This is a genomic window from Streptosporangium sp. NPDC004631 (assembly GCF_053601935.1).
This window is the reverse complement of sequence record NZ_JBSGCR010000021.1, coordinates 34,352-49,867: the sequence shown is the minus strand read 5'-3', so window position 1 is coordinate 49,867 and position 15,516 is coordinate 34,352. Positions and strand designations below refer to the sequence as shown.

The following is a 15,516-nucleotide window of genomic DNA, read 5'->3' as shown; positions in this document are numbered from 1 at the left end:
GTTGAACGAACCGGTCGTAATCCAGCGAAGACGGAGCAGCCCGTGTTGCAGATGGAGGTCGTGGGCGTTCGGGTTGAAATGCCCTCTAACCAGCCTATTGTCCTGCTGAAGGAAGCACATGGGGAGCGCTACCTGCCGATCTGGATCGGCATGGCGGAGGCGACGGCGATCGCCATGGCCCAGGCAGACGAGCCGCCGCCCCGGCCGCTCACCCATGACCTGTTCCGTGACGTGCTCGACGCGCTCGGTGTACGGCTGAGCACGGTGAACATCGTCGCGCTCCGGGACGGGATCTTCTTCGCCGACCTCGTGTTCTCCAACGGGGTCGAGGTGAGCGCCCGTCCGTCCGACTCCATAGCCCTGGCACTCCGCACAGGCGCCCGCATCTTCGCCAGCGAGGACGTGGTCAGGGAGGCGGGGGTGATCCTTCCCGACGACCAGGAGGACGAGGTGGAGAAGTTCAGGGAGTTCCTTGACACGATCACGCCCGAGGACTTCGGCCGCGCGGGGTAGGTATTTCGGTGCATTTACGCTTCACGACGCGCCGGGTAGGGTCGTTGACTGATCTTGGCCCCAGTCCTACGGTGCAAGTGAAACCCGCGGTCGTGCACAAACCCCCAGATCAGGCCGTGGGATGAGAGAAAGCCGGAGGTCCGCGTGGCGGTCAGCAGCGGCGAGGGTAGAAACGCCGACCAGGATGACCCGGAACGGCGCCAGTCGGCACGCCAGCGCGCGGGTGAAGAGGGTCTGCTGTTCGACGGGCAGCCGGTGAAACCGCCCGCCGACATCGGATACCGCGGCCCCACCGCCTGCGCCGCGGCCGACATCACCTATCGGCAACTGGACTACTGGGCGCGCACCGGCCTGGTCGAGCCCACGGTGCGGGCCGCGCACGGCTCGGGTTCCCAGCGGCTGTACGGCTTCCGCGACATCCTGGTGCTCAAGGTCGTCAAGCGGCTGCTCGACACCGGCGTGTCCCTGCAGCAGATCCGCATCGCCGTGCAGCACCTGCGTGACCGCGGCGTCAACGACCTCGCCCAGATCACCCTGATGAGCGACGGGGTGAGCGTCTACGAGTGCACGTCGCCCGACGAGGTCATCGACCTGCTCCAGGGCGGTCAGGGAGTGTTCGGCATCGCGCTCGGCCGGGTCTGGCAGGAGGTGGAGGGCTCCCTCGCGGACCTTCCCGGCGAGCGGGCGGAGTCAGGCCAGGGCCCTTTAGGCGAGCACCACGCGGATGAGCTGGCCCGTCGTCGGCGAGCTCGCCGCACGGGGTAAAGTTAGTCCCGCTGCTGACCCTGTGCGGGAGAGACCCCGACTTGATCGGGGCGCCGAAGGAGCAACCTCCCCGGAATCTCTCAGGCACCCGGTACCGCATGGACGAGGCGACTCTGGAAAGCAGGTGCGCCCGCCAGGCGCGTCTCACCGACGGTGAAAGCCCCCCTTCCGGGAGGCGAAGCTCTCAGGTCGAGGTGACAGAGGGGGAGATCCGGCATACGCCCGCGCCCAGCGCCGGTCTCCACCGCCTCGGGAGGCTTTTCATGACCGACCTTTCACCGCTCGGAGAACTCATCTCCCCGCCGTTCGCCACCCGGCACATCGGGCCCGCGGACGCCGACCGGACCCGCATGCTGGAGGCGGTGGGATTCGCCTCCACCGCCGACCTCGTCGCGGCGACCGTGCCGGAGGTGATCCGGGCCGAGGAGCGGCTGAAGCTGCCCCCGGCGGCCTGTGAGACCGAGGCCATCGCCGAGCTGCGTGCCCTGGCGGGGCGTAACACCCTGCTCACCTCGATGATCGGCCTTGGCTACCACGACACGATCACCCCGGCCGTCATCCGCCGCAACCTCCTGGAGAACCCGGGCTGGTACACCGCGTACACGCCCTACCAGCCGGAGATCTCCCAGGGCCGCCTGGAAGCCCTGATCAACTTCCAGACGGTCGTCTCCGACCTGACCGCCCTCGACGTCGCCGGCGCCTCCCTGCTGGACGAGGCCACCGCGGCCGCCGAGGCGATGACCCTGGCCCGCCGGGCCGGCCGTTCGGCCTCGAACGTGTTCGTGGTGGACGCCGACACGCTGCCGCAGACCAAGGCGGTGCTGCGCACCAGGTCCGAGCCGCTCGGCATCGAGCTGGTGGAGAGCGACTTCGGCGCCGGGCTCCCCGAGTGCTTCGGCGTGCTCGTGCAGTATCCGGGCGCGGGCGGCCGGATCAGGGACTTCCGCGCCGTGGCCGACGCCGCCCACGCCCGCGGAGCCCAGGTGGTCGCCGCCGCCGACCTGCTGGCCCTCACCCTGCTGGCCGCCCCCGGCGAGCTGGGCGCCGACATCGCGATCGGCTCCTCACAGCGCTTCGGCGTCCCGATGGGCTTCGGCGGTCCGCACGCCGCCTACATGGCGGTCCGCGACGGCCTCCAGCGGCAGATGCCCGGCCGCCTGGTGGGCGTCTCCCAGGACGCCGACGGGCGCCCCGCCTACCGGCTCGCGCTGCAGACCCGCGAGCAGCACATCCGCAGGGAGAAGGCGACCAGCAACATCTGCACCGCGCAGGTGCTGCTCGCGGTGATCGCGGGCATGTACGCCGTCTACCACGGCCCCGAGGGCCTGCGCCGGATCGCCCGGCGGGTCCACCGGCACGCCGTCGTGCTCGCCGGGGGCCTGCGCCAGGGCGGTGTCGAGGTCGTGCACGACGAGTTCTTCGACACCGTGCTCGCCCGAGTGCCCGGCCGCGCGGCCCGGATCGTCGCCACGGCCCGCGACAACGGGGTCAACCTGCGCCTGGTGGACGCCGACCACGTGGGCGTCACCTGTGACGAGCGGACCGAGTTCATCCACCTGGAACAGGTCCTGGCCGCCTTCGACGTCGGAGGCACCGTGCTGACCGACCTGGACGCCGCCGCGCACGACGCGCTCCCCGGCGACCTGGTCCGGACCGGCGACTATCTCACCCACCCGGTGTTCCACAGCCACCGGTCCGAGACCGCCATGCTGCGCTACCTGCGCAGGCTCCAGGACAAGGACATCGCGCTCGACCGGTCCATGATCCCGCTGGGCTCCTGCACCATGAAGCTCAACGCGACCACCGAGATGGAGCCGATCACCTGGCCGGAGTTCGCGGGGCTGCACCCCTACGCCCCCGAGGACCAGGCCGTCGGCTATCTGGAGCTGATCAGGGAGCTGGAGAGCTGGCTGGCCGAGGTCACCGGTTACGACGCCGTGTCCATCCAGCCCAACGCCGGTTCCCAGGGCGAGTTCGCCGGCCTCCTGGCGATCCGCGCCTACCACCGGGCGCGCGGCGAGTCCGGCCGCGACCTCTGCCTGATCCCGTCCTCGGCGCACGGCACCAACGCCGCCAGCGCGGTCATGGCGGGCATGCGCGTCGCGGTGGTGGCCTGCGACGACAACGGCAACGTGGACCTCGACGACCTCAACGCCAAGATCGACAAGCACCGCGACCGGCTCGCCGCGATCATGGTCACCTACCCGTCGACGCACGGCGTCTACGAGGAGACCATCACCCAGATCTGCGAGCGGGTGCACGAGGCCGGCGGCCAGGTCTACGTGGACGGCGCCAACCTCAACGCCCTGGTCGGCCTGGCCAAGCCGGGTGAGTTCGGGGCCGACGTGTCCCACCTGAACCTGCACAAGACCTTCTGCATCCCGCACGGCGGCGGCGGCCCCGGCGTCGGCCCGGTCGCGGTCCGCGCCCACCTCGCCGACTACCTGCCGGGCCACCCGCTCCGCGGCGACTCGGCGGTCGGCCCGGTCTCGGCCGCGCCGTACGGCTCGGCGGGCATCCTGCCCATCTCGTGGGCCTACATCAGGATGATGGGCGCCGACGGCCTCAAGGCGGCCACCGAGCAGGCCATCCTGTCGGCCAACTACCTGGCCGCCAGGCTCGCCCCGCACTACCCCGTCCTGTACACCGGACGAGGCGGCCTGGTCGCCCACGAGTGCATCGTCGACCTGCGCCAGATCACCAAGGAGACCGGCGTGACCGTGGACGACGTGGCCAAGCGCCTCGTCGACTACGGCTTCCACGCGCCGACCATGTCCTTCCCGGTGGCCGGCACGCTCATGATCGAGCCGACCGAGAGCGAGGACCTGGCCGAGCTCGACCGGTTCTGCCAGGCGATGATCGCCATCCGCGGAGAGATCGACAAGGTCGCCTCCGGGGCGTACGACAAGACGGACAACCCGCTGCGCAACGCCCCGCACACCGCCGACTGCCTGGTCGCCGACGGCTGGGAGCACGCCTACACCCGCACCGAGGCCGCCTATCCGCTGCCGTCGGTGCGCGAGGGCAAGTACTGGTCGCCGGTCCGCCGCATCGACCAGGCGTACGGCGACCGCAACCTCGTCTGCTCCTGCCCGCCGCTGGAGGCGTACGAGGACTGATCCGGCCACGAGATCCCCTCGTATGCCGGAGACGGACCGCGCCCCGAGTCGTTAGGCTCGGGGCGTTTCCTCACTCAGGAAGACCCCCGGAAGGACCCCGCATGCCAGAGGTGGACACGCGTCCCTTGGACACCGCGCGGAAGCTGGCCGAGGGCGGTGATCTGGACGGCGCCGCGGTGATCTTCGCGGAACTGGCCGCCGACCCCCAGGGGCCGGACCGGGCCCAGGCGGCGGTGGGACTGGCGGTGGTGCTGGAGGAGCGCGGAGACGTGGCGGGCGCCCGGGCGGCCGCGCGCACCGCGCTGGCCACCGGCCACCCCGAGTTCGCCGCGCAGGCCGCCTGCCTGCTCGCCAGGAGTTTCGAGCGGGAGGACCTGACCGACCAGGCCCGCGCCGCCTGGCAGGCCGCGCTCGGCACCGGGAACCCCGCCTGCGTCCCGCTGGCCCACATGGGGCTGGCCAGGCTCGCCGGCGGGCGGCAGGAGGCTGAGGCGGCCCTGAGGGCCGCGCTGGCCACCGGCGACCCGGAGATCGCCTCCCGGGCGGCCCAGTGGCTGGCCGAGCTTCTGCTGGAGGAGGGGGAGGCAGGGCAGGCCGCCGACGCGCTCCTGGACGCCCTCTCGGTGCCCGAGGTGGCCGACGTGGCGAGGCTCCGGGTGCTGCTCGGCATCGCCCACCTGGAGCTGGCGTGCGTGGAGCTCACCCGGGCGGTGGAGGAGGGCGGCGACGCCGGGACCGGTGCGCTGGCCATCGAGCTGCTGGCCCGCACACTCCCGCTGAGAGGCCGTGACGAGGACGCCGAGCAGGTGTGGCGCTACGGTCTGGACAGCGCGGACGAGGACCTCGCCGAGGAGGTCAGGCTCCGCCTCGACCGCGGCGCCTGATCGGCACCCGCCGGGGGTGACTCTCAGTCGCGGGCGCGCCAGCGGCCGATCGCGTGGGCGAAGTTGATCGCCACGATGCCGCCCCAGGCCAGCAACAGCCCCGCCGTGCCCGACTGGCTCGCGATGGCGGTCAGCGGGATGGCGATGCCCATCGAGCCCAGCGCGATCGGAATGGCGGAGTTGGCGCCCTTGCGCGGGGGATGGGGCGGCTGGGGGTGGGCGCCGGGATGCGGGGGGTAGACACCCACCCCCTGTATCTCGGCTCGCACCCGCGCGGCGATGGTCGCGTCGAGCCGCTCCACGAACGACTCGATCAGCGCGGTTTCGTACTCCGGGCCGAGGTCACGCCGGGCCTCGATGGTGGCGCGCATGTCCTGTCGGATATCTTGATGCTCCTGCACGGTGCGATTCTCCGCCCATCCGCGGTCCGTGACATCAGCCGATAGGACTAGATCCCGTGTCCACCCGAAGTACGGCCTCGTCCGTGGAGATCACCACCCCGCACGGTCCAGCCGTGGCGGAGATCGACGAGGCCCCGGACCGGAGGTTCCTGCTGCTGCTCACCCACGGCTCGGCCGGGGGAGTGGAGTCGGCGGACCTGCTGGCCGTACGGGACGCGGTGACGGGGATCGGCGGGACGGTCGCGCGGGTGCTCCAGCCCTTCCGGCTGCGGGGCGCCAGGGCGCCGGGCTCGATGGTCAAGCAGGACGAGTCCTGGACGGCGCTGGCGGCCGGCCTCCGCAGCCGCTACCCGGGGCTGCCGCTGGTGCAGGGCGGCCGGAGCAACGGGGCTCGCGTCGCCTGCCGTACCGCCGTGGCGACGGGGGCCGAGGCGGTCGTCGCGCTCGCCTTCCCGCTCCACCCGCCGGGCAGGCCGGAGCGATCCCGCGTCGGGGAACTGCGCGCGGCGGGTGTGGACGTGCTGGCGGTGAGCGGGGAGCGTGACCGGTTCGGTGTGCCGGCGGCGGCGGACGCCTCGTGCCTGGTGGTGCTGCCCGGTGAGGGTCACGACCTCAACAGGGATCCGGCCAGGGTGGGCGAGACGGTCGCGCGCTGGCTTGACGCGAGGACGCGGCCGGGCTCCGGGAGGTGACGGGGGTGATCAGGCGACGCCGGCCAGCGGCCGGTGCGGCTCGATGACGGCGCCGTCGGGCAGAAGCTCACCGGTGTCCTCGAACAGCACCACGCCGTTGCAGAGCAGGCTCCAGCCCTGCTCGGGGTGGGATGCCGTCGTGCGGGCGGCTTCACGGTCCAGCGCCTCGGCGGACGGACAGGACGGCTTATGCGGGCACATCGGCGTGCCTCCGGATCTCTCTTGTCGGCTCGCTGGATCGACATCGGACAACCGGTGTACAACCGTCACCGATGGGATCCGCTCCCATCGTTCGACGGGGACGAGCATCTGGGTGGACGTATGACAGCGCGGACCTCGAACGGGGTGAGGCTCGCACATTGTGTAGATCACGTGTGCGATTCAAGTGTGCGATCTGATCGCGCCCTGCGACATAGCCCGTTAGGACTGTTTGCGAACGCTGAGGAATGGTCCCTCAAGGCTGTTCTAGGGTGTGACCTTTACCACAGCATGCCCCATAAACGAACATCTAGCCAGAGTGACACGCCGTCTGGCGGGTAAACAATTGGGTTCTGGGTTTCCGGGGCCGTTCACCAGGGCAGTACGGCCCGGCGCCGTCGGCCGCGCCGCCCCGCGCCGGATCCGTGAAACCGGGGCCGGGGAGCCGGTGGGAGGCCGGGTCCGTGAGCCGGATCACCGCGTGGACGCCCCCGTCCCGGCACGGTCCGCCCGACCCGGATCACCGCGAGGCCAGGCCCGCCAGCAGCGCGGTCAGGCCGAGTTCGAAGTCGGCGTCGGCCGCCGCCGAGCCGCCTGCGCGCGACGGGGGGAGCCAGGGCTCGCCGTCCTCGTCCATCGGCTCGGCCCACCCCGACTGCTGCACCTCCACCGCCACCGCGCCGAAGACGTAGGCCCGCAGCGCGCGCACGGCCTGTCCCGCGTCGGCGAGCCCCGCGTCGGCGAGCTGGTCGACCTGCTCTCTGACGGCGGCCGCGGTGCGGCCCCTGGGGGGTTTGGTGAGCGCCAGCGCCAGCACCCCCGGATGCTCCCTGAGCGCCTCCCGGCTCGCCCGGCACCAGGCCCTCGCGCTCTCCTGCCAGCTTTCGCGGGGCTCCACACGGACGGCGGTGACCTGCTCGGCGAGGGCGTCCATCAGGGCGTCCTTGCCGCGCGGCAGATGGTGGTAGACGGCCATGGCCTCCACCTGGAGCGCGTCGCCGAGCCGCCGCATCGTCAGCCGGCGCAGCCCCTGGGTGTCGGCGATGTGCAGGGCGGCCTCGATGATGCGCTCCCTGGAGAGCGGGACCGGTGGTCGCTTGGCAGGCATGGGCCTCATCCTGGCACCGCTGACCTTACTGCGTAAAGGGCGCCACGCCGGACGGGCCGGCTCTTCCGGGACAGGCGTCCCCCGGGGCGGATCCCTGAGTGCGTGAGCCGGGGGTGGACGGCGTAGGCTACAGCCGTGATCTGCCGGGGTGTGTCCGGCGACGGGTGAGAGAGGGCGGACGATGGCGTTTTTCCGACCGAGGGTGAGCCGGGAGGCGGAGGTTCGCCACCACGCCGACCAGGAGGTCGGGAAGAGCTTCCCCGAGCTTCTGGAGAAGGCGCGCGCGGCCGAGGTCGCGCTGCGCCGGGCGCAGGCGGCCCCGGCCTCCGTGGAGGACCTCAGGGCCGCGGGGCTGGCCTTCGACCGGGCGCTGACGGAGGCGCTGCGCGCGGCCGAGGCCGGTCAGCGGGCGACGTTCGGCATCGGGGCCTACGACGACCCGATCCGTCGCCGCAAGGGCAGGGCCACCCCCAAGGGCGCCGAGTGGACCACCGAGGTCGAGCGCCTGCGCACCCTCAGGGAGCAGAACCGCCTGACCGGCATCGCCCGCGTCCCGCGTCCGGTGACCGTGGTCCGCTGACCGGGGGGAGGGCCGCCCGGCCCCCGGGCCCGGCTCCCGGGGCGCCGCCGCGGACGGGAACGTCGCGACGGCACCCCGGCGGGTGTGGTCAGCTGGCCCAGTCGAGCAGCGGCCGGGTGTTGCTGGGGTGGCGCAGCTTGGAGAGGGACTCCTTCTCCAGCTGGCGGATGCGCTCGCGCGTCAGGCCGAGATGTTTGCCGATCTCGTCGAGGGTGTGGGGCTTGCCGTCGACCAGGCCGAAGCGCAGCGCCATGATCTTGGCCTCCCTGGGGGAGAGGTTGCCCAGCACACCGCGGAGCTGCTCGCCGAGGAGCTGGCGGTCCACCACCTCCGACGCCTCGGGCGAGTCGACGTCCTCGATGAGGTCGCCGATCGTGGTCTCGCCGTCGTCACCGATGGTGGCGTTGAGGCTGAGCGGCTGACGGCTGGTGCGGAGCAGCTCCTCGATCTGGTCGGGGGTCCGGTCCAGCTCCACCGCCAGCTCCTCGGGCGTGGGCTCACGGCCGAGGCGCTGGTGCATGTCACGCTCGATGCGCGACAGCTTGGAGAGCATCTCCAGTACGTGGACGGGCAGGCGGATGGTCCTGGCGGAGTCGGCGAAGCCGCGCTGGATGGCCTGGCGGATCCACCACATGGCGTAGGTGGAGAACTTGTATCCCTTGGTGTAGTCGAACTTCTCCACCGCGCGGATCAGGCCGAGGTTGCCCTCCTGGACCACGTCGAGCAGGGCCATGCCGCGGTCGGTGTACTTCTTGGCGACGGAGACGACCAGGCGGAGGTTGGCCTCCAGCATGTGGTCCTTGGCGCGGCGGCCGTCCTCGGCGACCCACTCCAGGTCGTCGCGGACGGCGGGGGACAGGGCGGGCTCGGCCTCCAGCTTGGCCTCGGCGTACAGGCCGGCCTCGATCCGCTTGGCGAGCTCGACCTCCTGGGCCGCGGTGAGCAGGGTGCGGCGGCCGATGGACTTGAGGTAGGTGTGGACCGAGTCGCCCATGACCGAGGAGTGGTCGTCCAGGTCGACGGTGGGCTCGGCCTCCAGCTCCGCCTCGTCGGCGGCGCTCCACTCCTCACGCTCCTGGTCGAGGTCCTCCGGGGCGCCCCCGGCGTCCTTGCGGGCCTCGGGGGCGCCGGCCGGTTCGGACGCGGCGGCCGAGGTCTTCTTCGCGGGTGCGGCCTTGGCCTTGCGGGTGCCCGGCTTGCGGGTGGCGGTCTTGCCCGCGGCCTTCTTGGTGGCGGCGGCGAGCGTGGGCTCGTCCTCGGCCGCCAGGCTGACACCCGACTCGGTGAGCTCCCTCAGGATCGATCGGCCCTCGGTGGGACTGACCCCCGCCTCCGCGAAGGCGCGACGCAGCTCCGCGAGGGAAAGGTGGCCCTGGTCTCGCCCTCGGTCAAGAAGCTCTTCGAGGGACGTCGGGGCCTCCGATGAGGTCGCCGCGGCGGTTTGGGGCATGAGGACACCTCCTCCAACACGGAGTCGTCTGCTTACAGGTTGTGGGGTGGGGCGGCGTGAGGCCGCTCAGCGCACCGGTATCAATAACCCCAACCAAGAACCTTATGTTCCCGACTTGACGCGGAAAATATGATGGACGGACCGCTTGGAGGCGATCCGTCCCGCCGACGACGTCCCTGAGCGGTCCGGGACGGCCTTATTCGGACACGTCCAGCGACCCCTCCGCCACCGGCATGGGGAACGGCTCCGCCTCGCGCAGGCGCTCCTTCGTCCAGTATCTCGCGACGTGCGCGGGGTCGGGGTTGACCTCCCGGGAGACCACCGAGCCGTCCGGGGGCCGGGATGTGCGCGGGGCGGTCGCCTCGGTGTCGGAGGCGGGCGGTTCCGCCTGCCTCGCCGCCGGGGGCGCGGGGTTCACCGGCCCGTCGACCCCGCTCGTCCGGCCGGCTGTGGCCGCCGCCGCCACGGAGACGCCGCCGACGAGGATCGCGCTGACGACGCCGGCGGACACCCACGTTCTGCGGGTGATGTTCATCGGGTTCGTCCTTCCAGTTCGGCTATCTGTTTGACGGTCCGGGATCCGTTATGGTTCCCAGACCATAACGGAGGGCGGCGAGATCTGGCTTGCCGTTGGGCAAAAGTGGTATTTCGGTCATGACGACCAGCTCGGCCGGGGCCGCGTGGGCGGGAAGCCGTTCCTTGACGAAGGTGCGCAGGTCGGCCAGGGACGGAGGGGCGGCCGAGACCACGACGGCGACCACCCGCTCGCCCCACTCGGGGTCCGGGCGGCCGACCACCACGGCGTCGATGATCGCGGGGTGCTCGGCCACGACGGCCGCCACGGCCGAGGCCACCACCTTCTCGCCCCCGGTGTTGACGACGTCGTCGGCCCGGCCCAGCACGCGCAGCCGCCCACCGGTCAGCTCGCCGAGGTCGGAGGTGCGGAACCAGCCGCCGTCACGGGCGGCGTCGGTCAGGTCGGGGCGGAGCCGGTAGCCGGAGAACAACACCGGGCCGGCGACGCGGATCAGGCCGTCGCCGCCGATTTTAAGATCTACATTGTAAAGGGGGTCGCCGTCGTAAACACACCCCCCGCAGGTCTCGCTCATGCCGTAGCCGACCACCACCCGCCCACCGGCGGCCCGCACCGCCGCGAGCAGCCCGTCGGAGGCGGCGGCCCCGCCGAGCAGGATGGTCGTGAACACCGACAGGTCCGCCCGGGCCGCGAGCAGCCGGCGGAGCTGGGTGGGCACCAGTGAGACGTGCTGGGCGCCGCTGGTGAGCACCGCCTCCGGGGAGAAGCCGTCGTGCATGATCGGCTCCGTTCCGCCCAGCAGGGACCTGACGAGCACCTGCAGGCCGGAGACGTGGGAGGGCGGCAGGCAGCAGAGCCAGCGCTCGCCGGGACGGGCGTCCAGGCGGTGCAGCGAGGCCGCGGCGGACGCGCGCAGGGCCCCGGCCGACAGCTGGACCCCCTTGGGGACGCCGGTGGTGCCACTGGTGGCGACGACCACGGCCACCTCGGCGGGCACCCCCGTGCCGGAGGCGCGCCGTACCCCGTTGACGTGGGTGGGGGCGAGCACGTCGAGCGTGGCGCGCAGGGCCGGGGCGGGCAGTGAGGGGGACAGCGGAAGCACGGCGGGGCCGTCGCCGTCGAGCGCCGCGCCGACGGCCCGGAACAACTCGGGCCCGGCGGGCAGTACCAGGGCGTTCAGCTCCCGCTGCCCGGAAGGCGACTCCGCGTGTACGGGTCCGTTCATCACAGTCGTAAGGTTAGTGCCGGGAAGCCGGGTGGCGCCCAGGAGCATCCCGGCGCAGCGGAAGGGGCGAAACGATCGTGAGCACGGAGCGGGTCGGGCCGGACACCGGCGGGCGAGCGGCGGCCGAGACGAGGCCCGTGCCGGTGAGTGTCCAGGCGCGTGCCGCCGACTGGAAGCGGTCGGGCGACTACGAGGACATCGTCTACGAGACCGCCGAGGGCATCGCGAAGATCACGATTAACCGGCCCGAGCGGCACAACGCGTTCCGCCCGACGACGCTCTTCGAGCTCAAGGACGCCTTCAACGTCGCCCAGGAGGACTCCGAGGTCGGCGTGATCATCTTCACCGGCGCGGGGGACCGGGCGTTCTGCTCGGGCGGCGACCAGAAGATCCGCGGAGACGACGGCTACGTGGACAAGTCCACCCCGCATGTGGGCCGGCTCAACGTGCTCGACCTGCAGGTGCAGATCCGCCGCTGCCCCAAGCCGGTCATCGCGATGATCGCGGGCTACGCCATCGGCGGCGGCCACGTGCTGCACGTCTGCTGCGACCTGTCGGTCGCCGCGGAGAACGCCGTGTTCGGCCAGACCGGCCCGAAGGTCGGCTCCTTCGACGGCGGATACGGCTCCTGGCTGCTGGCCGAGACCGTCGGCCTGAAGCGGGCGCGTGAGATCTGGTACCTCTGCCGTCAGTACGACGCGGCGACCGCCCTCGGCTGGGGCCTGGTCAACGCGGTCGTCCCCCTCGAACGGCTGGAGGAGGAGACCGTCGCGTGGGCCAGGGAACTGCTGGAGAAGTCGCCGCTGGCGCTGCGCATGCTCAAGGGCGCGCTGAACGCGGTGACCGACGGCGCCGCGGGCATGCAGCAGTTCGCCGGGGACGCCACCCTGCTGTACTACATGAGCGAGGAGGCGCAGGAGGGCCGCGACGCCTTCAAGGAGAAGCGCGCCCCCGACTTCGGCAAGTTCCCCCGCCGGCCGTAATGAGCGGAACGCGGGCCGGTCTCGGAGTACGCCGTTCCGAGGCCGGCGAGGCGACCGAGGCGTGCCGCAGGAGGCGTCCATCCGCCCGGACGCGACGACCAGAGGAGCCTAAGGAGGCGGTGCGGTGAACCCCGCCACCGCGCTCGCGACCGTGCTGGTCGACGAGCTCGTGCGCTGTGGCCTTACCGAGGTGGTGCTCGCGCCCGGCTCGCGTTCGGCCCCGCTCGCCCTCGCCGCGCACGCCGACAGCCGGGTCCGGCTGCACGTGCGCGTCGACGAGCGTTCGGCCTCCTTCCTCGCGCTGGGCCTGGCCCGGCGCGGTGAACGGCCGGTGGCACTGATCTGCACCTCGGGCACCGCGGCGGCGAACCTCCACCCCGCGGTCATCGAGGCGCACGAGTCGGGGGTGCCGCTGCTGCTGCTCACCGCCGACCGGCCGCCCGAGCTGCGCGACACCGGCGCCAGCCAGACCGTCGACCAGATCAAGCTGTACGGCACCGCGGTCCGCTGGTTCAGCGAGGTCGGCGCCCCCGAGGAGCGTCCCGGCCAGGTCGCCTACTGGCGGTCGCTGGCCTGCCGCGCCTACCAGCGCTCGCTGGGCCCGTCCGACCCCGGCCCGGTCCATCTGAACCTTCCCTTCCGCGAACCGCTGATCCCGGACGGCGACACCTCCTGGTGCGAGTCCATGGAGGGCGACGCGGGCGGGCCGTGGGTCCGCACCCGGGTGGCGCCCCCCGCGGTGGCGCTGCACCTGCCGCCGACCCGGCGGGGCGTGCTCGTCGTCGGCGACGGCGCGGTCGGCGTGCGCAGGTACGTCGCGGCGGCCGGCATGGCCGGGTGGCCGGTCCTGTCGGAGCCCAACGGCGGCGCCCGCTACGGGGACCACGCGATGTCGGCCTACCACTTCCTGCTCGGCACCCCGGAGTTCGCCGACCGGCACCGCCCCGAGGTGGTGGTGACCCTGGGCCGCCCCGGACTGTCCCGGCCGCTGCTGAACTGGCTGAGGTACGCCGCCGAGCACGTCGTGGTCGCCGGCGACCTGACCCGCTGGCCCGACCCCACCCGCTCGGCCACCCAGGTGGCCCAGGCGGTGGAGATCCAGGTCGCCGCCGGAGACGACGCCTGGCTGCACTCCTGGCGCCGCGCCGACGCCGCGGCCAGGGCCGCGGTCGACGAGGTGCTGGACGGCGCCGGGCTCAGCGAGCCGAGGACGGCCCGCGACCTGGTGGATCTGCTGCCCAACGGGGCGCTGCTGTTCTCCGGCTCCTCCATGCCGATCCGCGACCTGGAGCAGGCGATGCGTCCCCGGCGGGGGCTGCGGATCCTGGCCAACCGGGGCGCCGCGGGGATCGACGGAGTGGTGTCCTCGGCGATGGGCGCGGCGCTGGCGCACAACGGTCCCGCCTACGCCCTGATGGGCGATCTGACGTTCCTGCACGACCAGAACGGGCTGATCCTCGGCCCCCGCGAGCCCCGCCCCGACCTGTGCCTGGTCGTGGTGAACAACGACGGCGGCGGGATCTTCTCGCTGTTGCCGCAGGCCACGCTCCGCGACCCGTTCGAGCGGGTCTTCGGCACCTCGCACGGGGTGGACCTGGCCCATGTCGCCGCGGCCACCGGCACGCCGTACACCTTCGTCGGCGAGCCCGACCAGCTGCCCAAGGCGCTGCGCGGGGAGGGGGTGCGGATCGTCGAGGTCCGGACCGGGCGGGAGCCCAACGCGGCGCTGCACGCCAGGATGCGCGACGCGGCCCACGACGCGATCCGCCGGGTCGTGTGACGGCGCGGCGGGGGAGCGGCCAGGGGGTGTGACGACCCAATAGGGTGGCCGACATGCATGTCGACGAATGGCTCCAGGCGATCCCCGCGGTGTGGATCTGCGTCCTGGTCGGGCTGGTGATCGGCCTGGAGAGTCTGGGCATTCCGCTGCCGGGGGAGATCGTCCTGGTCAGTTCGGCGCTGCTGGCCGCGAAGGGCGTGGTGGACCCGGTCTGGGTCGGGGTCTGCGCCAGTGTCGGGGCCGTCGTCGGCGACTCGATCGGCTACGCCATCGGGCGCAAGGGCGGCCAGCCCATGTTCGACCGGCTGGGCCGCAGGTTCCCCAAGCACTTCGGCCCGGCCCACATCGCCAGAGCCGGGCGCTACTTCCACCGCTACGGCATGTGGACGGTGTTCTTCGGCCGGTTCGTCGCGCTGCTGCGCATCCTGGCCGGTCCGCTCGCCGGTGCGCTGCACATGCCGTACTGGAGGTTCCTGGTCGCCAACGTGCTCGGAGGGATCGCCTGGGCGGGCGGGACCACCGCGGTCGTCTACTACCTGGGCAGGGCCGCGGAGAGGTGGCTGAAGGGCTTCTCCTGGGCGGGCCTGGTGCTCGCGCTGCTGCTGGGTGTCGCGACCACGCTGCTCGTCAAGCGCAGAGCCGCGGCCCTGGCCGGCCAGGAGGCCGAGGAGCCGGTCGGCGCCGGCTGACTACCAGGTCTGGGGATGTGCGGCCGCGACGGCGCGATCACGCTGAGCAGATAAGGACTCACCGTGGAGGGGCGCCATGCGACCTGACGAGACTCTGGCCACCCACGAGCCGATAGTGACCTACCGCAGCTACGAAGAGGCCCAGCGGGCCGTGGACTACCTGTCCGACCAGCGGTTTCCCGTGGAGCACACGATGATCGTCGGAGTGGACCTCCGGCTCGTGGAGAACGTGCTCGGCCGGTTGACCTACTTGCGGGCCATCGGGATGGGCGCGGCGGCGGGCGCCTGGTTCGGCCTGCTGATCGGCCTTTTCTTCGCGATCTTCACTCCCGGGCGGTTCCCCTTCGTGCTCGTGCTGTGGGGCCTGATCTGGGGCGCGATAGCGGGAGCCGTCTTCGGGCTGATCACCCACGCCCTCACCCGCGGCAAGCGGGACTTCCTCTCCTCCTCCTCGATCGTCGCCGGCCAGTACCAGCTGCTGGTCGCGGCCCCGCACGCCGCCGAGGCGCGCAGGCTGCTCGAATCCGGCATCCCCCAGCACACCTGACCCCGCACCCGTCCATTCCGCCTGCCCCGTCCGGCCGGGTCGCCGGG

16 protein-coding genes and 1 riboswitch are annotated in these 15,516 nt (G+C 72.2%); of the genes, 10 read left to right on the top strand and 6 right to left on the bottom strand.

Translation table 11 applies throughout. The features are described 5' to 3' along the window. Positions 1 to 42: 42 nt before the first annotated feature. From ACWEF2_RS21020 to ACWEF2_RS21005, 4 genes are all read left to right on the top strand, one after another. Positions 43 to 513 carry a bifunctional nuclease family protein gene (locus ACWEF2_RS21020; protein ID WP_355594453.1) on the top strand — a complete coding sequence of 157 codons (471 nt, stop codon included), beginning with the start codon at positions 43 to 45 and terminating at the stop codon, positions 511 to 513. A 144-nt stretch (positions 514 to 657) separates the two neighbouring features. Further along, a complete protein-coding gene (locus ACWEF2_RS21015; RefSeq protein ID WP_453817558.1) occupies positions 658 to 1,278 on the top strand; it encodes a MerR family transcriptional regulator in 621 nt (206 codons plus the stop codon). A gap of 15 nt (positions 1,279 to 1,293) precedes the next feature. Continuing rightward, positions 1,294 to 1,385, top strand: a riboswitch (glycine riboswitch). 156 nt (positions 1,386 to 1,541) lie between these two features. Continuing rightward, complete coding sequence (gene gcvP / locus ACWEF2_RS21010; RefSeq protein ID WP_453817556.1) at positions 1,542 to 4,397, top strand: aminomethyl-transferring glycine dehydrogenase; 2,856 nt, start codon at positions 1,542 to 1,544, stop codon at positions 4,395 to 4,397. Positions 4,398 to 4,498: 101 nt separating this feature from the next. Further along, entirely contained in the window at positions 4,499 to 5,281 is a 783-nt protein-coding gene (locus ACWEF2_RS21005) for a hypothetical protein (protein WP_453817554.1), read from the top strand. A gap of 23 nt (positions 5,282 to 5,304) precedes the next feature. Here the strand turns inward: ACWEF2_RS21005 and ACWEF2_RS21000 are convergent, their stop codons facing one another. Further along, complete coding sequence (locus tag ACWEF2_RS21000) at positions 5,305 to 5,652, bottom strand: hypothetical protein (protein WP_453817552.1); 348 nt, start codon at positions 5,650 to 5,652, stop codon at positions 5,305 to 5,307. Between the two features lie 86 nt (positions 5,653 to 5,738). On the opposite strand from ACWEF2_RS21000, the gene ACWEF2_RS20995 reads away from it, so the two are divergent. After that, positions 5,739 to 6,374, top strand: a complete 636-nt coding sequence (locus ACWEF2_RS20995) for an alpha/beta hydrolase family protein (RefSeq protein ID WP_453817550.1) — start codon at positions 5,739 to 5,741, stop codon at positions 6,372 to 6,374. A gap of 9 nt (positions 6,375 to 6,383) precedes the next feature. Here the strand turns inward: ACWEF2_RS20995 and ACWEF2_RS20990 are convergent, their stop codons facing one another. After that, positions 6,384 to 6,575, bottom strand: coding sequence for a DUF5999 family protein (locus ACWEF2_RS20990; RefSeq protein ID WP_355594441.1), 192 nt, complete (start codon positions 6,573 to 6,575; stop codon positions 6,384 to 6,386). A 517-nt stretch (positions 6,576 to 7,092) separates the two neighbouring features. Then, positions 7,093 to 7,680 carry a TetR/AcrR family transcriptional regulator C-terminal domain-containing protein gene (locus ACWEF2_RS20985; protein ID WP_453817548.1) on the bottom strand — a complete coding sequence of 196 codons (588 nt, stop codon included), beginning with the start codon at positions 7,678 to 7,680 and terminating at the stop codon, positions 7,093 to 7,095. A 181-nt stretch (positions 7,681 to 7,861) separates the two neighbouring features. On the opposite strand from ACWEF2_RS20985, the gene ACWEF2_RS20980 reads away from it, so the two are divergent. Then, on the top strand, positions 7,862 to 8,260 hold the full coding sequence (locus ACWEF2_RS20980) for a hypothetical protein (RefSeq protein WP_453817546.1): 399 nt from the start codon (positions 7,862 to 7,864) through the stop codon (positions 8,258 to 8,260). 88 nt (positions 8,261 to 8,348) lie between these two features. Here the strand turns inward: ACWEF2_RS20980 and ACWEF2_RS20975 are convergent, their stop codons facing one another. The 3 genes from ACWEF2_RS20975 to ACWEF2_RS20965 all read right to left on the bottom strand — a co-directional run bounded on the left by ACWEF2_RS20975 (position 8,349) and on the right by ACWEF2_RS20965 (position 11,470). After that, entirely contained in the window at positions 8,349 to 9,710 is a 1,362-nt protein-coding gene (locus ACWEF2_RS20975) for an RNA polymerase sigma factor (protein WP_453817544.1), read from the bottom strand. Positions 9,711 to 9,906: 196 nt separating this feature from the next. Then, the gene (locus ACWEF2_RS20970; protein WP_453817543.1) at positions 9,907 to 10,245 is read right to left on the bottom strand and encodes a hypothetical protein; all 339 of its coding nucleotides are present in this window, start codon (positions 10,243 to 10,245) and stop codon (positions 9,907 to 9,909) included. Between the two features lie 22 nt (positions 10,246 to 10,267). Beyond that, entirely contained in the window at positions 10,268 to 11,470 is a 1,203-nt protein-coding gene (locus ACWEF2_RS20965; RefSeq protein WP_453817542.1) for an AMP-binding protein, read from the bottom strand. Positions 11,471 to 11,613: 143 nt separating this feature from the next. Here ACWEF2_RS20965 and menB point away from each other — a divergent pair, with 143 nt between their 5' ends. The 4 genes from menB to ACWEF2_RS20945 all read left to right on the top strand — a co-directional run bounded on the left by menB (position 11,614) and on the right by ACWEF2_RS20945 (position 15,469). Beyond that, positions 11,614 to 12,453 carry a 1,4-dihydroxy-2-naphthoyl-CoA synthase gene (gene menB / locus ACWEF2_RS20960; protein ID WP_453817660.1) on the top strand — a complete coding sequence of 280 codons (840 nt, stop codon included), beginning with the start codon at positions 11,614 to 11,616 and terminating at the stop codon, positions 12,451 to 12,453. Positions 12,454 to 12,577: 124 nt separating this feature from the next. Then, positions 12,578 to 14,233 carry a 2-succinyl-5-enolpyruvyl-6-hydroxy-3-cyclohexene-1-carboxylic-acid synthase gene (gene menD / locus ACWEF2_RS20955; protein ID WP_453817540.1) on the top strand — a complete coding sequence of 552 codons (1,656 nt, stop codon included), beginning with the start codon at positions 12,578 to 12,580 and terminating at the stop codon, positions 14,231 to 14,233. A 53-nt stretch (positions 14,234 to 14,286) separates the two neighbouring features. Continuing rightward, a complete protein-coding gene (locus ACWEF2_RS20950; RefSeq protein ID WP_453817538.1) occupies positions 14,287 to 14,922 on the top strand; it encodes a DedA family protein in 636 nt (211 codons plus the stop codon). A gap of 76 nt (positions 14,923 to 14,998) precedes the next feature. Further along, positions 14,999 to 15,469 carry a general stress protein gene (locus ACWEF2_RS20945; protein WP_453817536.1) on the top strand — a complete coding sequence of 157 codons (471 nt, stop codon included), beginning with the start codon at positions 14,999 to 15,001 and terminating at the stop codon, positions 15,467 to 15,469. Positions 15,470 to 15,516: the final 47 nt, after the last annotated feature.

Coding starts and splice junctions, on each gene's coding strand:
- ACWEF2_RS20980 (WP_453817546.1), top strand. CDS start 7,862: ATGGCGTTTTTCCGACCGAGGGTGAGCCGGGAGGCGGAGGTTCGCCAC.
- ACWEF2_RS20965 (WP_453817542.1), bottom strand. CDS start 11,470: ATGAACGGACCCGTACACGCGGAGTCGCCTTCCGGGCAGCGGGAGCTG.
- ACWEF2_RS21000 (WP_453817552.1), bottom strand. CDS start 5,652: ATGCGCGCCACCATCGAGGCCCGGCGTGACCTCGGCCCGGAGTACGAA.
- ACWEF2_RS21005 (WP_453817554.1), top strand. CDS start 4,499: ATGCCAGAGGTGGACACGCGTCCCTTGGACACCGCGCGGAAGCTGGCC.
- gcvP (WP_453817556.1), top strand. CDS start 1,542: ATGACCGACCTTTCACCGCTCGGAGAACTCATCTCCCCGCCGTTCGCC.
- ACWEF2_RS20950 (WP_453817538.1), top strand. CDS start 14,287: ATGCATGTCGACGAATGGCTCCAGGCGATCCCCGCGGTGTGGATCTGC.
- ACWEF2_RS20945 (WP_453817536.1), top strand. CDS start 14,999: ATGCGACCTGACGAGACTCTGGCCACCCACGAGCCGATAGTGACCTAC.
- ACWEF2_RS20975 (WP_453817544.1), bottom strand. CDS start 9,710: ATGCCCCAAACCGCCGCGGCGACCTCATCGGAGGCCCCGACGTCCCTC.
- ACWEF2_RS20990 (WP_355594441.1), bottom strand. CDS start 6,575: ATGTGCCCGCATAAGCCGTCCTGTCCGTCCGCCGAGGCGCTGGACCGT.
- ACWEF2_RS20970 (WP_453817543.1), bottom strand. CDS start 10,245: ATGAACATCACCCGCAGAACGTGGGTGTCCGCCGGCGTCGTCAGCGCG.
- ACWEF2_RS20985 (WP_453817548.1), bottom strand. CDS start 7,680: ATGCCTGCCAAGCGACCACCGGTCCCGCTCTCCAGGGAGCGCATCATC.